The following is an 18,668-nucleotide window of genomic DNA, read 5'->3' as shown; positions in this document are numbered from 1 at the left end:
TCTTTCGCGAGCAGAACTGCCGCAGCCGATTTTGGCAACAACACAGGCGAACCCGGCGATGTCCTCGCCCGTGCCCATGTCGATCAAATTGCTGCCGGCATAGCCTTGAACAGGTGCACACACGCATTCGCCATCGAAATAGAGGAACTCGCGTCACAATGTGCCGCTGCCGCAAGCTGCGATGCTTGTCGCACCTGACATCCTCGCCTCCTGGAAACGGCCGATCAACGTGGTAACGACGTGGCTCCGCTCAGGTGATAATTGTCGCCTGGGCCGTAGAGATTGGCTGGCGAGCGCTGGTGAAGTCGCAGCCATGCAGGCCGCGATAGGCTTCCGCCTTGATGTCGGCAATCTTGGCAATGGCGTAGGGCCGGTTGGTCGGCTCCAGCTGGCCGGTCAGAACGCTGTCCTCGCGCAGGCGCACGGTATGAGCTAGGGACAGATGCAGGACGAGCCGAGAAACATCAGCTTCTTGGCACCGTTCTGATGCGCAGCTGGATCACGTTCGCAGCGATGGGATGTCGTGATAAACTCGGCGCGCAGCTTGTTGTTGGCGAGGTGCCACCAAAGTTTGCCGCAGCGAGAAAGATTCACCTGCGGCCGCACACGTGCGAAGCAGTCGAACAGCGCAGCAGCAAGTGGTGTACGCTTCGAGCGTGGTGCATCAACTGATTTCCTTGATTTCGAAAAGCCGAAGGAAATCCAACCGCACTCCATTCTTTGCCAGATATTCTTTGGCCGCCGAGAGAAGATCGTTAACAGCAACAGCGTCGTAGCCCTCAACATTGGCGCTAAGGGCTAAATATGTCTCTACGACCAAAACCCTTTTTATGCCACCAGCAGTCAGTTCTTTGGTTTCCCAAGCGGTCGTGGCGTGCGGATGATTGAAGCTCATCAGTAGTTGTCCCAACGTTTCAAGCAAATCCCATGCGCACCCCCGGAATGGATTGAACCGCCGGCAGCTCCCAACAGTGCAATTACCACATGTCGCCGTAGTTAAGTACTACCTCGCGGGCGTGAACGAGGACCGCAGACACTGTCCCGACATATCATTTGTCGTGCACCGCATCGAGTGGCGCTTGTCGTTTTCGATACTGCATGAGTTGATCATTTATACTAGGACGCGAATGTCAGCAACTGCCGAGCAGCATTTGCCACATGACTAACCCGTCCAAACTGACCAGGCTGATGCCGCATGTCCCGCCGACAGAGGTCTTCAGTCTGGCGATACGACGCCGGTCGCCGTTCAGCTCAAGAGTCCTGGAGGAGTTCCAAGAAACCGGCGAAGGTCCTCCTGTTTGGACTAAAACCCAACCTTCCCAGAACTTCCTTAGCATCGGCTGCTTGCAGCGTCGTAGACCAGCTCGTTTGAAGCAAGCACGAACATCCCGCTAGTATGGCTTTCCAGGTACACAGCCCGCTATGCACGGCTCAGGACGGGAAGATTGGTCATCGAGCCTTTGAACAGGTACGTAGGTCTGCAGTTCGCACTCTTCCATGATAATGGAGAGTCTCGATCCTTTGTATTTGTCGCCGTCGAAGAAGACGGCGTAAGGCAATTGCTGCTTCCCGGAAAATGAACCTACCTGTCTAATACAGACAAAAGATGACCCTGGGCCGTGATTGGTCTTCCGCACAGAGGACATTTCGAGCGGGCCTGTAAGATGCGCATTGTTGGCTGCTCGCGTTAATCCTGTCCGCTGTGCATTGTCCGTCAATGGATTTTCCGGAGGAGCCGCAGGCGGTCCAACTGATGTTTCTGGCCAGACCGAGCATGCAGACAGAAGAAAACATAGCAACGGAGTCAAGCGTTTCAATGCACTCATAGCCCCAAACCCAACGATCGCAGCGATTGCTGGGGCAAGGGCCCCGCAAGCATCCACTATCTGGTCATGATTATCGGCGCCCTCTGCGCGTGAGTCACTCCCGTCCCGTGGCGGAGAACGAACGGAACCTAGGTAGCTCTTTCGATCGACAGAACGCCCCGCCAATTTGATCCAAGCGCCTCGAGCACAATCCATTCAAATGCCATCTTATTCCTCACCTGTCACTAGAGCGTCATGATGTTGCCTTCAATACGGGTTCTGGAACGCTGGCGGACCTCTTCGATCTGAGTATCCTTGGTTCGAATACGGAGGATGGCCGAGGGACAGCTCCTCGGATCCTGTCAGGTATGAAAAGCGGCTGCAGTGGCTTCACATCACGATTCGCGGCCTTAACCCCCTGCCATCGTCCCAAGACGTTGTACACCTCATGGTAGCATGCGAGAGTACCTTCTTCCGCGTATTTTTTCGGCGAGGCTCGCGCTCCGGTGCCGTTTCTGCTGCGTCTCGCCGCGATCCCGTGCCGCCCGGAAGATCGTCTCTGCAAGTTGGGCGGGGTCTCTGGCGGGACGCCGCCAACAACGCTGGTGTTGGTATTCTAGTCGGACGGTCCGGCTACGCAAGTCATTCTCAATAGTTCGGCGTCAACGGGCAACGTCACCGGTTTGAGCTTTACAATGATGGTACGATGCCATCACTCAAAAATAATGCCGTCGCAGGTAATCGGGCGGACGAAACCTCGTCGGGGCGGCGACTCCTCAGTAGAACACTTTTTCCATGGCCGGCGCCTCGCATGGAAGCGCGGCGCCAGCGGGATGAGAATTGAGGGGAGGGTTGGTAGCATGCGACCGGTACGTTGACGGTTAGCGCCGGCGTTGCGCTTCGTAAGGGTCACGCGCGCCTGGATCTGTCGCCAGATAGACGCGTCCATTCGTGTTGGGGTCGGAGTTGTCGGAGGCTGAGAATACGAGGACGGGCGGGTCCTGACCTGTCTGAAGGAAAATATAGCGGCCGCCGCCCAATGCAGAGACCTCGGCCTCCGGGATGTGCGCCGGTCCGAGCGCCGTACCATTCTCTGTCAACGCGAGCGTGGCACGGCTTAGGTCGCTCGGGACGTCTCCTTTTGCTCCCGCAATCTTGTGGTAAGTCACATAAGCGTTGCCACCGATCTTGATGAAAGGTCTGTGCAGCACGTCGGCATCGAGCGATGGCCTGTACGTTGCGTCAAGGCACCATGCGATTGGAAGGTACGCCGCGATAGCTGCGAACGCCATTATGATAGGTCTCATTCCGATTGCGACTCTGCTAAGACTGCGCCAAGTTGTGAACAACTATACCGTCTGGTCGTTGCTGTCTATTTTCTCTAAGGTCTGAAGCGTTCTCAGACGAGCGGCCGACCTCCGAATGGTCAGTCTTCAACCATCAAATATTCAGAGCGGAGATTGCTCAACGGCGCGCAGCCTGATCGACTTCGTTCATGGCCTCGCGATAGCGAGCAAGGGCGATGTCTTCGCGATATTTCTCTGCGATATCGATCGCACGAACGCCCTTGTCCTTCGTGGCCTGACGATCGCCGGCCGCCTCGCGAATGGCGCGCGCGAGCTCGGCTGGAGCTTCGGGAGGAACGACCCATCCGATTTCTGCTTCTCCAATTACCAGCGCGCCTTCGGAACTGGCTTCCGAGGTGATCACGACAGGCCGCCCGATCGCCAGGATATTATAAAGACGGCTGGGGATCGAGACACCGGTGACATTGCGGCGATAAGGAATAATCCAGAGATCTGCGGCCGACAAAAACTCCACGAGTTCGTCTTCGGGAACAGGTTTCAGGATCGTGACATTCTCGAGTCGGTCCTTGCCGTAGAGATCATTGAGCGTGGCCCAGCCCACGCCCCATCCGGACAGGATGAAATGAATGTCCGTCCGGTGTCGCAACAGGCGGGCCGCTTCAAACACACTGACGGGATCGTGTGTGAAGCCGAGATTGCCGGACAGACCGACGATGAATTTAGACGAATCCGCAGCACGAAAGCGGCTGGCCGGATCGATCGTTCGATAGCCAATCGACGTCAGTGCCCAGTTCGGAATGTAGCGAAGCTGCTCTGGGGTAACACCGCGATATTTTTTGATCAGCGGCGGCACGTCGCGCCCGATCACAACGATCGCATCAAGGCGTCGGAACAACAGCGTGTTGGCAAAGCGAATGAGGCGAGCCGCTAGCGAGGTCGAGCGGACCATGCCGGCTGCCTGGAGGGCTTCCGGATAGAGATCGTATACTAAAAGCGTGGCCTTTGCTCCGCGCAGTTTTCCGGCGACGAGCACACTGTAGGGCAGAGTGAACGGCGTCGTGACGCAAAACACGATGTCGCCCGACCTTGCCCGCCGCAGGACCGAGAAGAACATCTGGGCCGCGAGCAGGCAGATCGCTGCAGCGCGCTGAACGATCGCCGACTTGCGAGGATTCCAGCTTTTTATTTCGACGACCTCGGGCTTGCCGATTTGGCCGGTCGCGCGCGAGCCTGGTGTCGCCGAGATCACAACGACCTGCCGATCCCTTGCGAGGCACTCCGCGATCCTGCCGACATAGATTGCCGTCGTGGTCGTGTCGGGCGGATAGAACTGGGCCGCGATGATCAGTTTTGCGGAAATGGCCATTTGCAAACGTGATCCTCAGGCGTTTGGCTGGTGGCCGTTTGGGTGGCTTTCCGTCTGATACGCCTCGTACGCGCGCTTTAAGCCATCCTCGAGCGGCGTCGTCGCGCGCCAGCCGAGCTTGTCGAGGCTGCCGACATCGAGCAGCTTGCGCGGCGTCCCGTCGGGCCGCGAGGTGTCGAAACTGATCTCGCCGCGATAACCGACGATTTCCGCGACCAAGCGGGCGAACTCGGCAATGGTAATGTCCTCGCCAGTGCCAATGTTGATCAATTTGTTGCCCGAATAGGTCTTCATCAGGTGCACGCAGGCATCCGCCATGTCGTCGACATAAAGGAACTCGCGCCGCGGCGTGCCGGTGCCCCACACAATGACACTCTTCGCGCCCGACACCTTGGCCTCGTGGAAACGGCGGATCAGGGCCGCGACCACATGGCTCATTTCGGGATGATAATTGTCGCCGGGCCCATAGAGATTGGTCGGCATCACGCTGATGAAGTCGCGTCCGTACTGGCTGCGATAGGCCTCGGCCATCTTGATCCCGGCGATCTTGGCGATCGCATAGGGCTCGTTGGTCGGCTCAAGCGGGCCCGTCAGGACGGAATCTTCCCGCAATGGCTGCGGCGCCATTTTCGGATAGATGCAGGACGAGCCCAGAAACATCAGCTTCTCGGCGCCGTTTTGATGCGCGGCCTGGATCACGTTAGCCGCGATCGCGATGTTGTCGTAGATGAATTCTGCCCGGAGCGTGTTGTTGGCGGCGATGCCGCCGACCTTTGCCGCGGCGAGGAAGATCACCTGCGGCCGCGTCTTCGCGAACCAGTCGAACACGGCGGCCTGGTTGCACAGATCAACGTCGCGCCGGTCCACGGTGACTAGCTTGACGTCCTCCCCCGCCAGCCGGCGCACAAGCGCGCTGCCGACCATGCCGCGATGGCCGGCGACGTAGACACTCTTGCCTGTCAGCTCAAACGGAGCGTTTGCCACTCGTCGCGTCCCGTTTTGCTACCGCCAGATCGCTCGCCATCATCTCCGCGACGAGCTCTGCAAAGCTCCGCTTCGGCGTCCAGCCGAGCACCTCGCGCGCCTTGCTGGCGTCGCCGACGAGAAGATCGACCTCGGTAGGGCGGAAATAGGTGGGATCGATCTTCACGACCGTCTTGCCGGTCTTGGTGTCGACGCCGGTCTCGTCGACGCCCTCGCCGCGCCATTTGATGCGGCGGCCGACTTGCGCGAACGAGAGTTCGACCATCTCTCGCACCGAGTGCATCTCGCCCGTGGCGAGCACGAAATCGTCAGGCCTGTCGGCTTGCAGAATCTTGTGCATGCCCTCGACGTAGTCGCGCGCGTGGCCCCAGTCGCGCTTGGCTTCGAGATTGCCGAGGTAGACCGTCTCCTCCAGCCCGACCTCGATACGGGCGACAGCGCGCGTGATCTTCCGGGTGACGAAGGTCTCGCCGCGGATCGGGCTCTCGTGGTTGAACAGGATGCCGTTGCTCGCGAACATGCCATAGGCTTCGCGGTAGTTCACCGTGATCCAGTAGCCGTAGAGCTTTGCCACGCCGTAAGGCGAGCGCGGATAGAACGGCGTGGTCTCCTTCTGCGGGATCTCCTGGACGAGGCCATAGAGCTCTGAGGTCGAGGCCTGGTAGAACCGCGTCTCCTTCTCCATGCCGAGGATGCGGATCGCTTCCAGCAGGCGCAGGACGCCGATGCCATCGGCATTGGCGGTGTATTCCGGGCTCTCAAAGCTCACGGCGACGTGGCTCTGGGCGGCGAGATTGTAGATCTCGGTCGGCCGGATCTGCTGCACCAGGCGGATCAGATTGGTCGAGTCCGTCATGTCGCCGTAGTGCATTTGGAACGGCACATTGCCGACATGGGGGTCTTGGTAGAGATGGTCGACCCGCGCGGTGTTGAACGAGGACGAGCGCCGCTTGATGCCGTGCACGACATAGCCGAGCGACAGCAGGTACTCGGCAAGGTAGGCGCCGTCCTGTCCGGTCACGCCGGTGATGAGAGCGATCCGCTGTTTGGATACTTGAGAGTTCATACTGTTCCAGGCAACCGAGTTTGCTAGCGACGATTTGTTGAGTATCGCAGTTCTCTAGCGATGTCTTGTTTCGTAATGCAGTGCGGTTGGCAAAATGCCCCAAAATTCAAGTATCATAGTGACGCGTCTCCACTTGTGGGCTGTCAAACCTCGGTATTTTCAAGCTTAGTGCCAAACCTCAAAGCTGTGGTTGAGGAACTACCAGACAGCTTTCGCCGGTTCCAATGTTAATTCGCCGAGGCAAAGTGGATTGCTCGACGTCCCCTAGTTCTTATAGACGTCGGTCGAATCGAGGATTTTCTAACCTTCGAGGGGAGGTTGGAGTGAGAGAGCGCAATGACAAGAGTTTGCTCAGAACGGGCGCAAGTTGCATCGACCGATGTTGAAAAGGCCGCTGCCGCAACCCAGACCGGCTGTTTGAGGTATCCGAGATTAGCGGCGCTGATCCGGAGAACAGGAGAATCCAAAAAAGGGGGCGTCAGCAGTATCGTTGTTTGGATGCGGACTATCCGCGAGCTAAATAGTTCTGTGGTATGGGCCGTCTTGCTCATTGCCATGGTGAATGTGTCCCCAGGGGTACCAGGGGACACGGCCTGCAATTACAGGGGATGCTGTTGACTGAAGCAGCCGTTTATAGACGTGTAGCCTCTACCCCGATCTGCGATGGACCATCATGATGGGGGTGTTCGGCTTGGCGGGGTCATGAATAGGACTCGCCGTCCATAACTCGCTGGCAACAGGCAAGGGCAATATCTGCATATCCACCCACCACGCCTTTTCGTTCCCATGCCGATGGAGAGCGTGGTGGTGAGAGCGGCATAACGGAACGGTGAATTCGTCGCTGACCTTGCGGCCGAGCGTTCGCGGCTGGGTGAACTTGAGGTGGTGGGCGTCGGACGGAGCCTGCTTGCAGACTAGGCAAGGCTGTGCGCGGACAAACGCAAGGTGGGCCTTGCTTCGCTTGCGCGGAGGCTCCTTGGGGAAGGCGAGGCCCCCCTCGCTCTGATCCGCCGGCTCATCGGTGTCTGGGCCTGCGATAACGGCTTGGTCTCGGGAAGGCCCTTGCACCGGTCCCTCTCCTGGGCTGCTCCCAGGCCCAGATCGAGGCATGTCGTTTTCCGTCTCAGGCCGAGCCATTTCCTCGAGCCTCATCTGATAGGCCGCCTCCAGGGCCCGGGCGTCGGCCTGCAGCAGCGTGTTCTTCAGTGGAAGGCTCGCTTTGGCCCAAGCCAGGAGGTCGTCGCCATCCCTTAAGGTCGCCAGCTGGGCTAACAGCCGCTTTCGTAGGTCAGCGGATTGCTGAAGCTCCAGGACCGCCGGTCGGTTCAACACCGCCTTCGCCGGCTTCCCCTTGGGGCCGGGAGCCACTTGCGGCGCGGCGGCAGCGGGAGGTCCGGCCATGGCGTCCGGGGCATCCAGATCGTCCTCACCGGCAATGCCGACAAGAGCGAACAGGGCGTAGCGGCGGGCATAGGTCAAGGACGCGCCCATGCGGTGGGGGGCCTCGACATCCTTTGCGGCGCAGACCGGCAGGTCAGAGGAAATCCATTCTCCGGAGGCATGGGCCAGCAGCGTCGTGAGGTGTATCTGACCTGAGATCTGCTCGATACGCGTAGTCTGGATCGTTGCGATCTCCTGCTGGCTCAGTGTCTTGCGGACGATGTCTAAGCCGGAAGCCAAGGAAGCGTAACGAAAAGTCCTATCGTCCTCCCGGGGGAACGGCGACCGGATGACCGCCGTCAGGGTTTTTTCGGGGTTGGTCAGCGCAGCCTGGGCCTTCGCCAAGGCTGCAGCGAGGGCGCCTATGCGCTCACTGGACTGATGCACGAGCGACCTCCACCCGCAGAGCCTCGAAGCTGATCGCGCCAGATTTGGAACGCTTGGCCTTGATACCGTGTCCGGTGGCTTCCTTCGCATCCTCCGGAACCAGCTTCTTCAATTCGGCTTTAGCGAGCTCATGGTCATCGTGAGCATATCGGGTGCGGAGGTAAGTCGCGGCAAGTCCAGCCCAGGAGTTGGATGTTGCCATATCGACGATCTTGATGGCCTCGAGCCGAGGACGCGGCGTTTCAATTCCGAACAGTGCCGGTGCATCGCCGCTTTGCACGCAGCGCCAAAACTGCTTTTCGGCCGTCAAAAGAAGGTGCTGGTAAAGAGGGTCCGCATGTACCGTGATTTCAACCCACTTTCCACCGCCCGTGATAATGGAAAGCACCGCGGAACGTGCCGACACGACCCACATGTTGTGCTGCAGTTGAGCCATGTGCTTGTCCGCTGCCGCTTCCTCTGAAAAATTCCAGGGCAGCATGAACTTGGCTTCGAATACTGCCCCGGTCTCCTGCACACGCCCGTCCAGCGTTGCTCCCATCCATTTGTGGACCGGATGCCTGGCCCTTCTCTGAACATCTTCAACGCGGTTGCCGCTGGTTCGCTCATACCAGGTCCGGTTGAGGTCCTCTGTAATAGTCCCAAGTTGAACGATCAGCTCACCACTCAAATCCTCGGCCTCGACCTCACCTCGCTTCTCTCGCCAGAGCCGAGTTAGTTTGTGTCCATCCTCTCCCATGATGATCCGCGCATCAGATCCTCCTATGAATGAGCGTCGGTCGATGGCAGATAATTGCGTCGTCTGTTTAAGAATCACGGCATGGTCTCCCTTGAAAATATCAACATAAAATGTTGATTACAGGGAAGCAGAATAGGTGTCAACATAAAATGTTGAAATTGATGTCGCCGTCTCAATGTCGAGGCGCCCGGGCTTTGCTCGATATGACACAGCCGCAGCTGGCAACATTGGCAGGGATCGGATTGTCGACGGTGGTCGACTTTGAAAAGCAACGGCGCGTCGTCTCTGATGACGCTATTAGGAAGATGCAAGGGGCCCTCGAAAGTTCGGGTGTGGTTCTTATTTCCGAGAACGGCGGAGGACTTGGAGTTCGTTTGCGCAAGCCCGCCGGAAAGCGGGGCTAGTAGCTATTCTCACCGGCCCTCTAAGGGCGCTTCTTCGAAGTGAGCAGTTAGCGCGCCAACCTTGATCGCAAGGTTGCTTGGTTCAAAGGTATTTGCAATGGAACCTGCGGTGTTTTTTGACCGGGATGGCGTCCTCAACGAGGACATAGGCTATCTCTATGAGAGAGCTAAATTCAGTTGGATGCCAGGCGCGCGCGAAGCCGTGAAGGCCGTCAATGACGCGGGATATTTTGCTTTCGTAATTACGAACCAGTCAGGAGTTGCTAAAGGATTGTACAAGGAACCCGATATTAGAATCCTTCATACCTGGATGTCAGAGGAGCTGGCTAAAGTCGGCGCTCACATAGATGCATTCGAGTATTGTCCACATCATCCCGAGGCAAGCGTTGAGCTTTACCGCACTTCGTGCACCTGCCGAAAGCCTAAGCCTGGCATGATCACGAAGATCATGAATCGCTTCCCCGTTGATTCTGCTCGGAGCTTTCTCATAGGCGATAAATTCACTGACATCGAAGCGGCAACCGGAGCGGGGATACGCGGCTACCTTTTCGGGGGCGGGAATCTTCAGCAGTTCGTCCGTAGCCATTTACCCGCCAGATAAACAAGCCAATCAGGAAAGACGTCCAATCATCAGACGCGGCGAACATGTTCTGACGTAGCGTCGTGCAGTTGCCTCGTACAGCCCTTACGTGGAGAAAGCCGCCACTTTAGTCATGATTGCTCGCATGACGTCCTCGATTGTGGGGCAACGGTAAGCCGCAAATCGGGAGCGAGGCGTCGCCGTGAGATTAATTCGCTCCTTGGCCATTTCACTCAGCAGCAATAGGAAATAATCCGTCACTTGTCTGTTTGTTGCTGGATCCAGCCTCAGCGCCAAAATGAGCTCGGCGGGTTCGATAATCCGCCGATGTACCAGCCAGGCGGGCGCGTGTCGTGGCGCGATGTAGTAGCGAGCCATCCGAAGAGAAATGGCGAGCCTGCTGTCAATAGTCATCACTTTGGTGTCCTCGTCGAAGACGGCCGCAGCGCCAAGTGCTCGAATGCGCGTGGCAAGCTTCGATGCCTGTTGCAGCAGTTCAGCATCAGATTGTCGGCGCGCGTCAAGGTAATCGAAGTCGCGATCAGAGTTCACATAGCCGACCCGGCGGAACGCTTCCCGCACGCTGCCGAAACGGTATGCATACAGAGGTGGGCTCGGCATGCCCTCCGTCGCCGCCACTATCGAGACGCTCAACCTCCCGTTGACAGCGAGCGCCTCTCGCAGCTTTTTCAGCAATTCCTCATCCGAAAGCCTGACATACTGCTCTTTCAGAAGCTCTTGAGCCTTAAGAAAAATGCTTCTGTCAACAATAGGCTCATAGAGACCAGTCGCTCTGACCCATAGTTCGGGTGGGTTCTTTTTCATCACCTGCTTGAGCCGGAACGACTTGCGGTTATAGACGCTGTTGCCGATGTAGGCTTCGTTGCTCAGTATGTTGCGGATCATCCCTTCGGACCATGGTGTGCCCCGGTGATTGGGAACTTGTTCTTTGTTGAGCAAGCGTACGATCGACGCTTGCGACCGTCGGCGCGATATCGTATTTCCTGCTTTCAAATCGGAATCGCATGAACCTGTTTGTCCCGGACGGCTTGCCCAATTCACCCGGTGCACGGACCAACCAGTTTTGGGCCCAGGTCCCCGAGCCGATTCGCAAGGACGTCGAGCGGCATGTGTTGGCTCATCTGCCGCCCGAGTTGGTCGCGAGATTGCGCGATTTGCATATCAGCGGAGAGTCTGCCGCTTTTGATCCTGCCTTCTTCCATTTTGGCAGCGGGCTGGTTGTGCGGAATCTTTGCCGGGAGCGGCTCAGCGATCATGCACTGGCAGCCCACGGCCTCGGGTGCAATTGGGATCGTTGCTATGTCGGAGTACTTGACGCGATCGCTGCTGACCTAGTGGACGGCGCGTAGTATCTCCGTGACGCTCTGATATCGCAAGACCCGCCGGGAGTTACCGGAGGAAAGCCTGACAGCTTCGGTGTCTAGTCAGCCGCTCGTATGCGATTTACGATGAATTTCAGGAGCGGGACCTTGACGCCCTCCGGCCAGGGCGGGGGATCGTAGTCGCGTCCGACTGTCTGAGCCAAAATCCGCATCCCGTCCGACCAGCCCAGCAATTCGATCATCATCCGCGGATCTTGACGCTTGTCTTGCGCCCATCCTTCGAAAAGATCGCCCAACAAAACGCAATCCTCGCCCGATAGAGCGTCGAGGGCCGGTGCGGGAGGTGTAGAATAATAATGGCGAACGGCCTCCGCCTCTGAAGCGTCAATAACGCGGTTGAAGGGCTTTCTGTCCCGGACAAAACACCGAATGCCCAGCTCCAAATGGATGGCGCGCCGGCGTTTCTCAGCTTCTATTTCTAACGTGATCGATTCAAGGAGCCGGTTCATCCCGGTTTGCAGAAGTTGTCGCGCATTGTGATCCGCTTTTCGATGTTCGGCAACGAGCGCGACATATCTCCTTGCGCAAAGCAGGATCTGGCGGTCCGATCCGATCAAAGGGCCTGTCATTGCTTGCGTCCCGTCCTGATGGCAAACAACGAATGACTACGTGCGAATATGAATTCTCGTCGCTCCAAACAGATTATCGTGCTTCGCCATGCCGTGCGCACCATGATTCGAGACGTGAATGTTCGCCGACAATTGAATATCGGGATCCCATGGGTGAAAATAGTATGGTGTTATCGGATTGCCAGTCGTCAGATTCAATTTGATTTGGAAGTTGGAGCCGGAGCGTGCGCATCATCCGGTTCGCATGCAGGCGAAGAGGTACGGCCTTTGACTGGGCGGATGCCAAGGTTGAATCGGTCCCGCAACGCGACCTTTGCGGCATCGAGCGTGGGGGTGACAAGCTAGCGCGAAACGGTTCGCAGAGCCGGCCATATCCATCGTGCCGGCGAGGTGGGCGAACACAAGCGTCTTGATCGCTCACAGGGAATGAGGGGGTGAGCAGGACAGGAGGAGCGCCGAACGGGTGGGGAAACGCGTGTAGGATCTGGCCGGAATGAAGAGGGGAAGCCATGCAGAACGGCTCCGGATTGACGTCTGCACACGAGCTCTATTGCGCATGTCGCATCTGACGTGACTCAGCAGGTAGCGCCTCCCGCTACGGCTTGACCGGGCGGCTCGCGCGGGACGTCGTGCCGTCTCGTCTCATCATTTCGAGGCTTGTCTGGCGGCGTTCGTGTCGAAATCGTTCAGCGTTTTTATGAAATCGTTGTGGATTTTGCTGATACACCCCTGTGCGATGCTTGCTTCGGCCATGCTGCCGAAGTTCAGCTTATCCATCCACTTGACCACGACTCTCGAAATCTCAATGCTCTCAATCATTGACTGTTTGAGCTCAGACCGAAGGATCTCGATGCGCTGGGAGAATTCCGCGGATTGTGTCTGGCCCGGGTTCTTGGTGAGGTCGACAAGCAGCGCCTTGTGATGCCTCTGCAGGGATACCCGTTGCCGATCCAGGCGCAGCGCAGCCTTTCTGGCGTAGAACATGTTGAACTCTCTTAACGATTGGTTTTGGTCTCTGGCGTGGTCTTTTTCGTTGAGCCAAGTTCTGCTTTGTTGTCGATGTTCATCTGATTCGTCGTCCGCGCAAGTTCTCGAAAGCGTTCTCCCCAAATTGCTCTGCATCGTCAGAATAGAGGGCACAGAATCGGTCCGGCGAAAACGGGTGACATGACCAGTCTTCACTGAGCGACTTGTAAAGGGACCTGCTCGTGCCGAAGCGCTATCGTGCGGAAAGCTACCAGCCGGCGCCAGGCTGGCTGTCGATCTGGGACTCCATCTATTCGGCGCTCTCGACGCGTGTCGTCTCCATTCTGCAGCCGACGGGCTTCTACGAGAAGTATGATATCGAGGGTCAACTGGCGAACCCGGGGCCGTTGGAGGCAGAAGAAAAGGCCGCCATCGAAGCGATCGCAACCGCGCTGACCATTGCAGCGCACTGCTCGCACGAGACGCCGGCGGGCATCGTGCGGATCTGGCTCGAGCAGATCGCAAGACAGCCGGTGTTGTTTCGCTCGAAGGCGCTTCCGCCGGAGGTTCACTGGGCCATCGTGTCCAATTATTGTCGCGGCAGCGAACCGCCCGGCACGCATCAACAGGATGTTTTTGGTCGCAGGCGGGTTCGCTTCGAGGCCCGGGCGCGAAGGCCAACTGCGGCCAACATTGCAAAGGCAGCGCGCCGTGCGCTTGAACAGCAACGGCGCGTTCGCGGTCGTCCACGTAGCGTCGCCAATCGAATGCTGGCCGAAAACCTCGCGCAGACCTTCAAATCCTTGGGCGGCCGGATCGTCCGGCGGCAAATGCCTGTCGACGTGCAGGGGGGCGGCGTTCTCTATGTCGACAGCGGCCCGTTCTTGTTGTTCCTCGAAAGGGTGATCGGTCCATTGCGAGCGCACCTTCGCGAGCATGGGTTGCCCGACGTAACCGTTGAGACCATCGAAAGAATTGCGTCCGAGCAGTTCAAATAACTGGCCGGTATTGCCTACCCCTTTTCACCCACAAGGCTTGGCTTCCTGGAGGCATCAAAGTCAGGTTCTGCTGCTGGATGGCATGCTCTGGTTGCCTGCCATGAGATCAGGAGCTTTAACCCATGGCTGAAAATGTGAAGCAAACCCCGTCGTCGACAATACCGCAATCGTATCCCGTCCCGCGTTACATCCAGGGCCAGCTGGCCCACCCGCCGATCGGCCCGAACGAGAGTGTCGCCGAATTCAGGGCGCTGTTCTACGACCTGGCAAGCGCCGTTCAGGCCGGCCACCGCGCCGCCGCCGAATATGCCATGTTGTTTCAGGCAACGCTTCTCACGTTTCGCACCATGGGGCTTGAGCGCATCCGCAGCGCGATCATCCAGCACATGCGCCCCGAGGCGGTCGTGGCCTTGATCCGCCTGACGGACGGCGCGGTCGAGCGCAATTCCACCGCGTATTTCGAGGTCAACGATCACAGGAAGGAGTACTTCTCGAATAAGGAGGGCAAGGCAAAGATCGAGGCGCGCTTCGCCAGCATGGGCTATGCAGCGGACGCGGTCGACGTCGAAGCCTTCCAGCTCGCGCTGCCGTCGCTCGCCCTCGTGGATCGCCAGATCAACGCCGCCCAGAAGCAGCTGATGGCGTTCCTCAGGGAGATCGATCGCCGTGATGCCAAGCGCGGCGAAGATCTGCGCAGGGCGGCGCTCGGTGCCGTCTCCCGCGCGGGCTTGGAGATGACCCTCGAGCGCGAGGCGAACTGATGGCATCTGACAAGCAGATCGCCGCCAACAGAAGGAACGCGGCCCGCAGCACCGGACCCCGCTCGTTGCCGGGCAAGGCGCGTTCCAGCAGGAATGCGCTCCGTCATGGCCTGGCCGCCGTTCTTAGCGGCCTAAGTCCGGTGTCTGAATCCGGCCTCGACCTGGAAGCGTTGTCCGAACGAATCGCGCGCATCGAGGCGGAGCGGGGCAAACTCACCTTCGACATCGAAACGCAACTGTGGGAGGGAAACCGCAATGGCATCGATGTCCTCGTGCGCCAGCTGGACGCTCTTGAGCGCTATGCCAAGCGCAGTGCTTCGGCGCTACGGAAGAAATAGACGGGTGTAAACTTCAGTTTGACAGAACGAACCCAATTCCAAGGAACAGATTAAGCATTGAGGCGGCCCACTACCGCTCGTCCGCGATCACCTTGCCGTCGTTCGGCAGCGCGCCGGGCCTCACCAGTTCGACGTCGCCTCCGAGTTTCGTCACTGCGCGCAAGCTGCCTGCAATCTCGTCGCGCAACGCGTCGCTCGCGGCCGCCGTTTCCGCTTTCAGCGTCATCGCGTCGGTCTCGCCCTGGCGCGCGACGACGAGGCGTAGTCTTCCGAGCGCGGAATGGCGCTTGCCGATCTCGGCGACCTGCTCGGGTCGGACGAACATGCCCTTGACCTTGGTGGTCTGGTCGGCGCGGCCCATCCAGCCCTTGATGCGCATGTTGGTGCGCCCGCAGGGGCTGGTCCCCGGCAGCGCCGCGGTGAGGTCGCCGAGCGCGAGCCGGATCCAGGGATGGTGCGGGTCGAGCGAGGTCACGACGATCTCGCCGACGTCGCCCGGCGCCACGGGATCGCCGGTGCCTGGCTTGACGATCTCCATGATCAGGTCCTCGTTCACGACCATGCCGTCGCGCGCCCCGGTCTCGAAGGCGATGAGGCCGAGATCGGCGGTGCCGAAGGCTTGATAGGCGTCGATGCCGCGCGCCTTCATCTCCGCCTGGAGCGAGGGCGGGAACGCCGCGCCCGAGACCAGCGCGCGTTTGATCGAGGAGACATCGCGGCCCGAACTGGCAGCGGCATCGAGCAATATCTTCAGGAAGTCGGGCGTGCCGCTGTAGCCGACAGGGCGGTAGGCCTCGATCAGCTCGAATTGCTGCTCGGTATTCCCGGGACCTGCGGGGATCACGGCGCAGCCGAGCGCGCGCGCCGACGCATCGAAGATGAAGCCGCCGGGGGTGAGATGGTAGCTGAAGGTGTTGAGCACGATGTCATCGGGCCGGAACCCGGCCGCGAATAGCGCCCGTGCGCCGCGCCAGGGGTCGGCCTGTCGTCCCTCCGGCTCGAAAATCGGCCCTGGAGAGGTAAAGAGGCGGGCGAACGATCCGGGCGCAGCCGCGACGAAGCCGCCGAAGGGCGTGGAGGCCTTGTGCAGGGCCGGCAGTTCCGACTTGCGCAGCACCGGCAGGCCTGCCAGGGCCGTCCTCGAGGTCACGGTGGCCGGATCGACGCCTTTCAGCCGATCGGCATAGGCGGGCGCGGTCATCGCACTGCGCAGCACGCCTGGCAGGCGGGAGAACAGATCGGCCTCGCGCGCGGCTTGTTCGCGCGTCTCGAGGGCGTCGTAATGGGCGGTCATGGTTGATCTTTCCGGGTTGGCATCCGTTGCGCGCCGCCGCCGGCATGGGTATCAGACGGCCATTGGCGAGGTTTGAAGAGGACGCGATGGCGGACGAAGGAATCATTGCGGCGGGCGAGGTGGCGGACGTCGTCGCGCGCCTGAAGCGCCGCATGATCGACGAGGCGCTGCCGCTGTGGTCGACGGTCGGCTGGGACCATGGCGCGGGTGGTTTCATCGATCGGCTGCACCATGACGGCACGGCGGACGTGGCCGCGCCGCGCCGGGTGTTCGTGCAGGCCCGCCAGATCTGGTGCTACGCCAAGGCCGCGCAGATGGGCTGGTATCCTGAGGGGCGCGCCATCGCGCTGAAGGGCCTCGAGCATCTGCTCGCACGCGCGAAAGCGCCCGACGGCCGGCCTGGCTACGTGCACCGGCTGACGCCGGAGGGCGCGGTGCTGGACGACCGGCGCGACGCCTACGACCACGCCTTCATCCTGTTTGCGCTGGCGACAGTCTATGCGCTCGACCAGGACGCGCAAATTCGCGCCGAGATCGACGCACTGCTCGCCTTCCTCGACGGCCATTTGCGCTCGCCGCACGGCGGCGTCCACGAAGGCCTGCCGGTCTCGCTGCCGCGCCGGCAGAATCCGCACATGCATCTGTTCGAGGCGATGATCGCGTGCTTCGACGCGACCCACGATTTGTCGTTCCAGAATCGCGCCGGCGAGTTCTTCGCGCTGTTCCTCGCCAATCTCTACGACAAGCAGACGCGCGCGCTCGGCGAATATTTCGAGGAGGACTGGTCGAAGATCGCGCCGGTCAGCGTCGAGCCGGGACACCAGGCGGAATGGGTCTGGCTGCTGAAGGGGTTCGAACGCATCACGGGCTGCCCGACCGGACAGCGGCGCGCCGAACTGCTGGAGACCGCGCTGCGCTATCGCGACGCGGCCAACGGTTGCCTGATCGACGAGGGCGACGACGCCGGCAACATTCGCCGCGGCACGCGCCGGCTGTGGCCGCAGACCGAGATTGCGAAAGCGTGGATCGCGCAGGCCGAATCCGGCGAGACGGGCGCGGCGGACGAGGCGCGCATGGCGCTGGCGCGGCTCGAACGGCATTATCTCAACCATCCTGTGCGGGGCGGCTGGTACGACCAGTTCGATCGCGACGGCAAATCGCTGATCGACACCATTCCTGCGTCGTCGTTCTATCATGTTCTCTGCGCAGTCACGGAAGCGGAGCAGGTATTGGAAGGTTAAAGCCAGCGCTTGCGCCGCTTGAAGCTCTTGAGGTTCTTGAAGCTCTTGCGCTGGTCGCCGGCGCCGCCGAGGTAGAATTCCTTGACGTCCTCGTTGTCGCGCAATTCGTCCGCGGTGCCGTCGAGCACGACCTTGCCCTGCTCCATGATGTAGCCGTGGCTTGCCACCGACAGCGCTGCGCGGGCGTTCTGCTCGACCAGCAGAATGGTGACGCCGAGGTCGCGGTTGATCTTCTGGATGATCGAGAACACCTCTTTCACCAGCAGCGGCGACAGGCCCATCGAGGGCTCGTCCATCAGGATCATCTTCGGTCGCGCCATCAGCGCGCGGCCGATCGCGAGCATCTGCTGCTCGCCGCCGGAGAGATAGCCGGCTAGCCCGGTGCGCTCCTTCAGCCGCGGGAAATAGTCGAAGACCATGTCGAGATCGGCACCGACCTCGCGGTCCTTGCGGGTGAAGGCGCCGAGCTTGAGGTTTTCCAGCGATGTCATGTCGGCGACGATGCGCCGGCCCTCCATCACCTGGAAAATGCCGCGGCGGACGATCTTGTCGGGATCGATACCGTTGATGCGCTCGCCCTCGAACAGGATCTCGCCGCGCGTGACCTCGCCGTCCTCGGTCTTCAGCAGCCCCGAGATCGCCTTCAGCGTCGTCGACTTGCCGGCACCGTTGGCGCCGAGCAGCGCCACGATCGCGCCCTTGGGGACGTCGAGGCTGAGGCCGCGCAGCACCAGGATGACATCGTCATAGACGACCTCGATGTTGCGCACGCCGAGCAGGGGCGGCGCGGCTACGATGCTGGGGGAGGGGCGTGTCGCTTCTGCAATCTGAGTCATGCTTCGCAGTTCTCCGCAGTCGTGGGGGGGGGGGGGGGGGGGGGCCCCCCCCCCCCCCCCCCGGGGGGGGGGGGGGGGCCCCCCGCCCGCCCCCCCCCCCCCCCCGGGGGGGGGGCGGGGGGGTGGGGGGGCGCGGGCGGGCAGGCGCACCAGCACCGGAGGTGGAGATGACAACGCAGCGGCC

19 protein-coding genes are annotated in these 18,668 nt (G+C 60.1%); 6 read left to right on the top strand and 13 right to left on the bottom strand.

What is annotated here, in order from left to right; all coding sequences use genetic code 11:
* Nucleotides 1-250 precede the first annotated feature (250 nt).
* The 8 genes from ABIB00_RS34340 to ABIB00_RS34305 form a co-directional block, all read right to left on the bottom strand.
* Complete coding sequence (locus ABIB00_RS34340) at nucleotides 251-424, bottom strand: hypothetical protein (protein WP_354107435.1); 174 nt, start codon at nucleotides 422-424, stop codon at nucleotides 251-253.
* 240 nt (nucleotides 425-664) lie between these two features.
* On the bottom strand, nucleotides 665-895 hold the full coding sequence (locus tag ABIB00_RS34335) for a hypothetical protein (RefSeq protein WP_354069398.1): 231 nt from the start codon (nucleotides 893-895) through the stop codon (nucleotides 665-667).
* A 1,791-nt stretch (nucleotides 896-2,686) separates the two neighbouring features.
* Complete coding sequence (locus tag ABIB00_RS34330) at nucleotides 2,687-3,097, bottom strand: hypothetical protein (protein ID WP_354069396.1); 411 nt, start codon at nucleotides 3,095-3,097, stop codon at nucleotides 2,687-2,689.
* 172 nt (nucleotides 3,098-3,269) lie between these two features.
* Entirely contained in the window at nucleotides 3,270-4,478 is a 1,209-nt protein-coding gene (locus ABIB00_RS34325) for a glycosyltransferase family 4 protein (RefSeq protein ID WP_354069394.1), read from the bottom strand.
* Between the two features lie 15 nt (nucleotides 4,479-4,493).
* Nucleotides 4,494-5,462, bottom strand: coding sequence for a GDP-L-fucose synthase (fcl, locus tag ABIB00_RS34320; protein WP_354069392.1), 969 nt, complete (start codon nucleotides 5,460-5,462; stop codon nucleotides 4,494-4,496).
* Entirely contained in the window at nucleotides 5,443-6,528 is a 1,086-nt protein-coding gene (gmd, locus tag ABIB00_RS34315; protein WP_354069390.1) for a GDP-mannose 4,6-dehydratase, read from the bottom strand. Before gmd ends, fcl begins: the two co-directional genes overlap by 20 nt.
* Before the next feature lie 648 nt (nucleotides 6,529-7,176).
* Nucleotides 7,177-8,355 (bottom strand): ERF family protein, encoded by a 1,179-nt coding sequence (locus tag ABIB00_RS34310; protein WP_354107434.1) that lies wholly within the window; start codon nucleotides 8,353-8,355, stop codon nucleotides 7,177-7,179.
* Nucleotides 8,339-9,172: a YqaJ viral recombinase family protein gene (locus tag ABIB00_RS34305; RefSeq protein WP_354107433.1), complete on the bottom strand. Its 834-nt coding sequence runs from the start codon at nucleotides 9,170-9,172 to the stop codon at nucleotides 8,339-8,341. Before ABIB00_RS34305 ends, ABIB00_RS34310 begins: the two co-directional genes overlap by 17 nt.
* 423 nt (nucleotides 9,173-9,595) lie before the next feature.
* Here ABIB00_RS34305 and ABIB00_RS34300 point away from each other — a divergent pair, with 423 nt between their 5' ends.
* Nucleotides 9,596-10,099, top strand: coding sequence for a D-glycero-alpha-D-manno-heptose-1,7-bisphosphate 7-phosphatase (locus ABIB00_RS34300; protein ID WP_354107432.1), 504 nt, complete (start codon nucleotides 9,596-9,598; stop codon nucleotides 10,097-10,099).
* 84 nt (nucleotides 10,100-10,183) lie between these two features.
* On the opposite strand, the gene ABIB00_RS34295 is transcribed toward ABIB00_RS34300, so the two are convergent.
* Entirely contained in the window at nucleotides 10,184-11,140 is a 957-nt protein-coding gene (locus ABIB00_RS34295; protein ID WP_354107431.1) for a recombinase family protein, read from the bottom strand.
* Between ABIB00_RS34295 and ABIB00_RS34290 the strand changes: the two genes are divergently transcribed.
* Nucleotides 11,104-11,448, top strand: coding sequence for a hypothetical protein (locus ABIB00_RS34290; RefSeq protein ID WP_354107430.1), 345 nt, complete (start codon nucleotides 11,104-11,106; stop codon nucleotides 11,446-11,448). The genes ABIB00_RS34295 and ABIB00_RS34290 overlap by 37 nt on opposite strands.
* Nucleotides 11,449-11,519: 71 nt before the next feature.
* On the opposite strand, the gene ABIB00_RS34285 is transcribed toward ABIB00_RS34290, so the two are convergent.
* Nucleotides 11,520-12,050: a hypothetical protein gene (locus tag ABIB00_RS34285; protein ID WP_354107429.1), complete on the bottom strand. Its 531-nt coding sequence runs from the start codon at nucleotides 12,048-12,050 to the stop codon at nucleotides 11,520-11,522.
* Between the two features lie 645 nt (nucleotides 12,051-12,695).
* Nucleotides 12,696-13,034 carry a hypothetical protein gene (locus ABIB00_RS34280; protein WP_354107428.1) on the bottom strand — a complete coding sequence of 113 codons (339 nt, stop codon included), beginning with the start codon at nucleotides 13,032-13,034 and terminating at the stop codon, nucleotides 12,696-12,698.
* 224 nt (nucleotides 13,035-13,258) lie between these two features.
* On the opposite strand from ABIB00_RS34280, the gene ABIB00_RS34275 reads away from it, so the two are divergent.
* From ABIB00_RS34275 to ABIB00_RS34265, 3 genes are all read left to right on the top strand, one after another.
* Nucleotides 13,259-14,014, top strand: a complete 756-nt coding sequence (locus ABIB00_RS34275) for a hypothetical protein (protein WP_354107427.1) — start codon at nucleotides 13,259-13,261, stop codon at nucleotides 14,012-14,014.
* A gap of 122 nt (nucleotides 14,015-14,136) precedes the next feature.
* Nucleotides 14,137-14,775 carry a hypothetical protein gene (locus tag ABIB00_RS34270; protein WP_354107426.1) on the top strand — a complete coding sequence of 213 codons (639 nt, stop codon included), beginning with the start codon at nucleotides 14,137-14,139 and terminating at the stop codon, nucleotides 14,773-14,775.
* Entirely contained in the window at nucleotides 14,775-15,113 is a 339-nt protein-coding gene (locus ABIB00_RS34265; RefSeq protein WP_354107425.1) for a hypothetical protein, read from the top strand. The genes ABIB00_RS34270 and ABIB00_RS34265 overlap by 1 nt, the downstream gene beginning before the upstream one ends.
* A 70-nt stretch (nucleotides 15,114-15,183) precedes the next feature.
* On the opposite strand, the gene ABIB00_RS34260 is transcribed toward ABIB00_RS34265, so the two are convergent.
* Nucleotides 15,184-16,407 (bottom strand): phenylacetate--CoA ligase family protein, encoded by a 1,224-nt coding sequence (locus tag ABIB00_RS34260; RefSeq protein WP_354107424.1) that lies wholly within the window; start codon nucleotides 16,405-16,407, stop codon nucleotides 15,184-15,186.
* 86 nt (nucleotides 16,408-16,493) lie between these two features.
* On the opposite strand from ABIB00_RS34260, the gene ABIB00_RS34255 reads away from it, so the two are divergent.
* The gene (locus tag ABIB00_RS34255) at nucleotides 16,494-17,648 is read left to right on the top strand and encodes an AGE family epimerase/isomerase (RefSeq protein WP_354107423.1); all 1,155 of its coding nucleotides are present in this window, start codon (nucleotides 16,494-16,496) and stop codon (nucleotides 17,646-17,648) included.
* Here ABIB00_RS34255 and ABIB00_RS34250 read toward each other — a convergent pair.
* The gene (locus tag ABIB00_RS34250; protein WP_354107422.1) at nucleotides 17,645-18,484 is read right to left on the bottom strand and encodes an ABC transporter ATP-binding protein; all 840 of its coding nucleotides are present in this window, start codon (nucleotides 18,482-18,484) and stop codon (nucleotides 17,645-17,647) included. The two genes, ABIB00_RS34255 and ABIB00_RS34250, sit on opposite strands and share 4 nt — an antisense overlap.
* Between the last annotated feature and the right edge of the window lie 184 nt (nucleotides 18,485-18,668).

This window comes from Bradyrhizobium sp. LB14.3, assembly GCF_040547985.1.
GTDB lineage: Bacteria > Pseudomonadota > Alphaproteobacteria > Rhizobiales > Xanthobacteraceae > Bradyrhizobium.
Note: the sequence above shows the minus strand (reverse complement) of the source record. Positions and strands in the feature narration are given on the sequence as shown.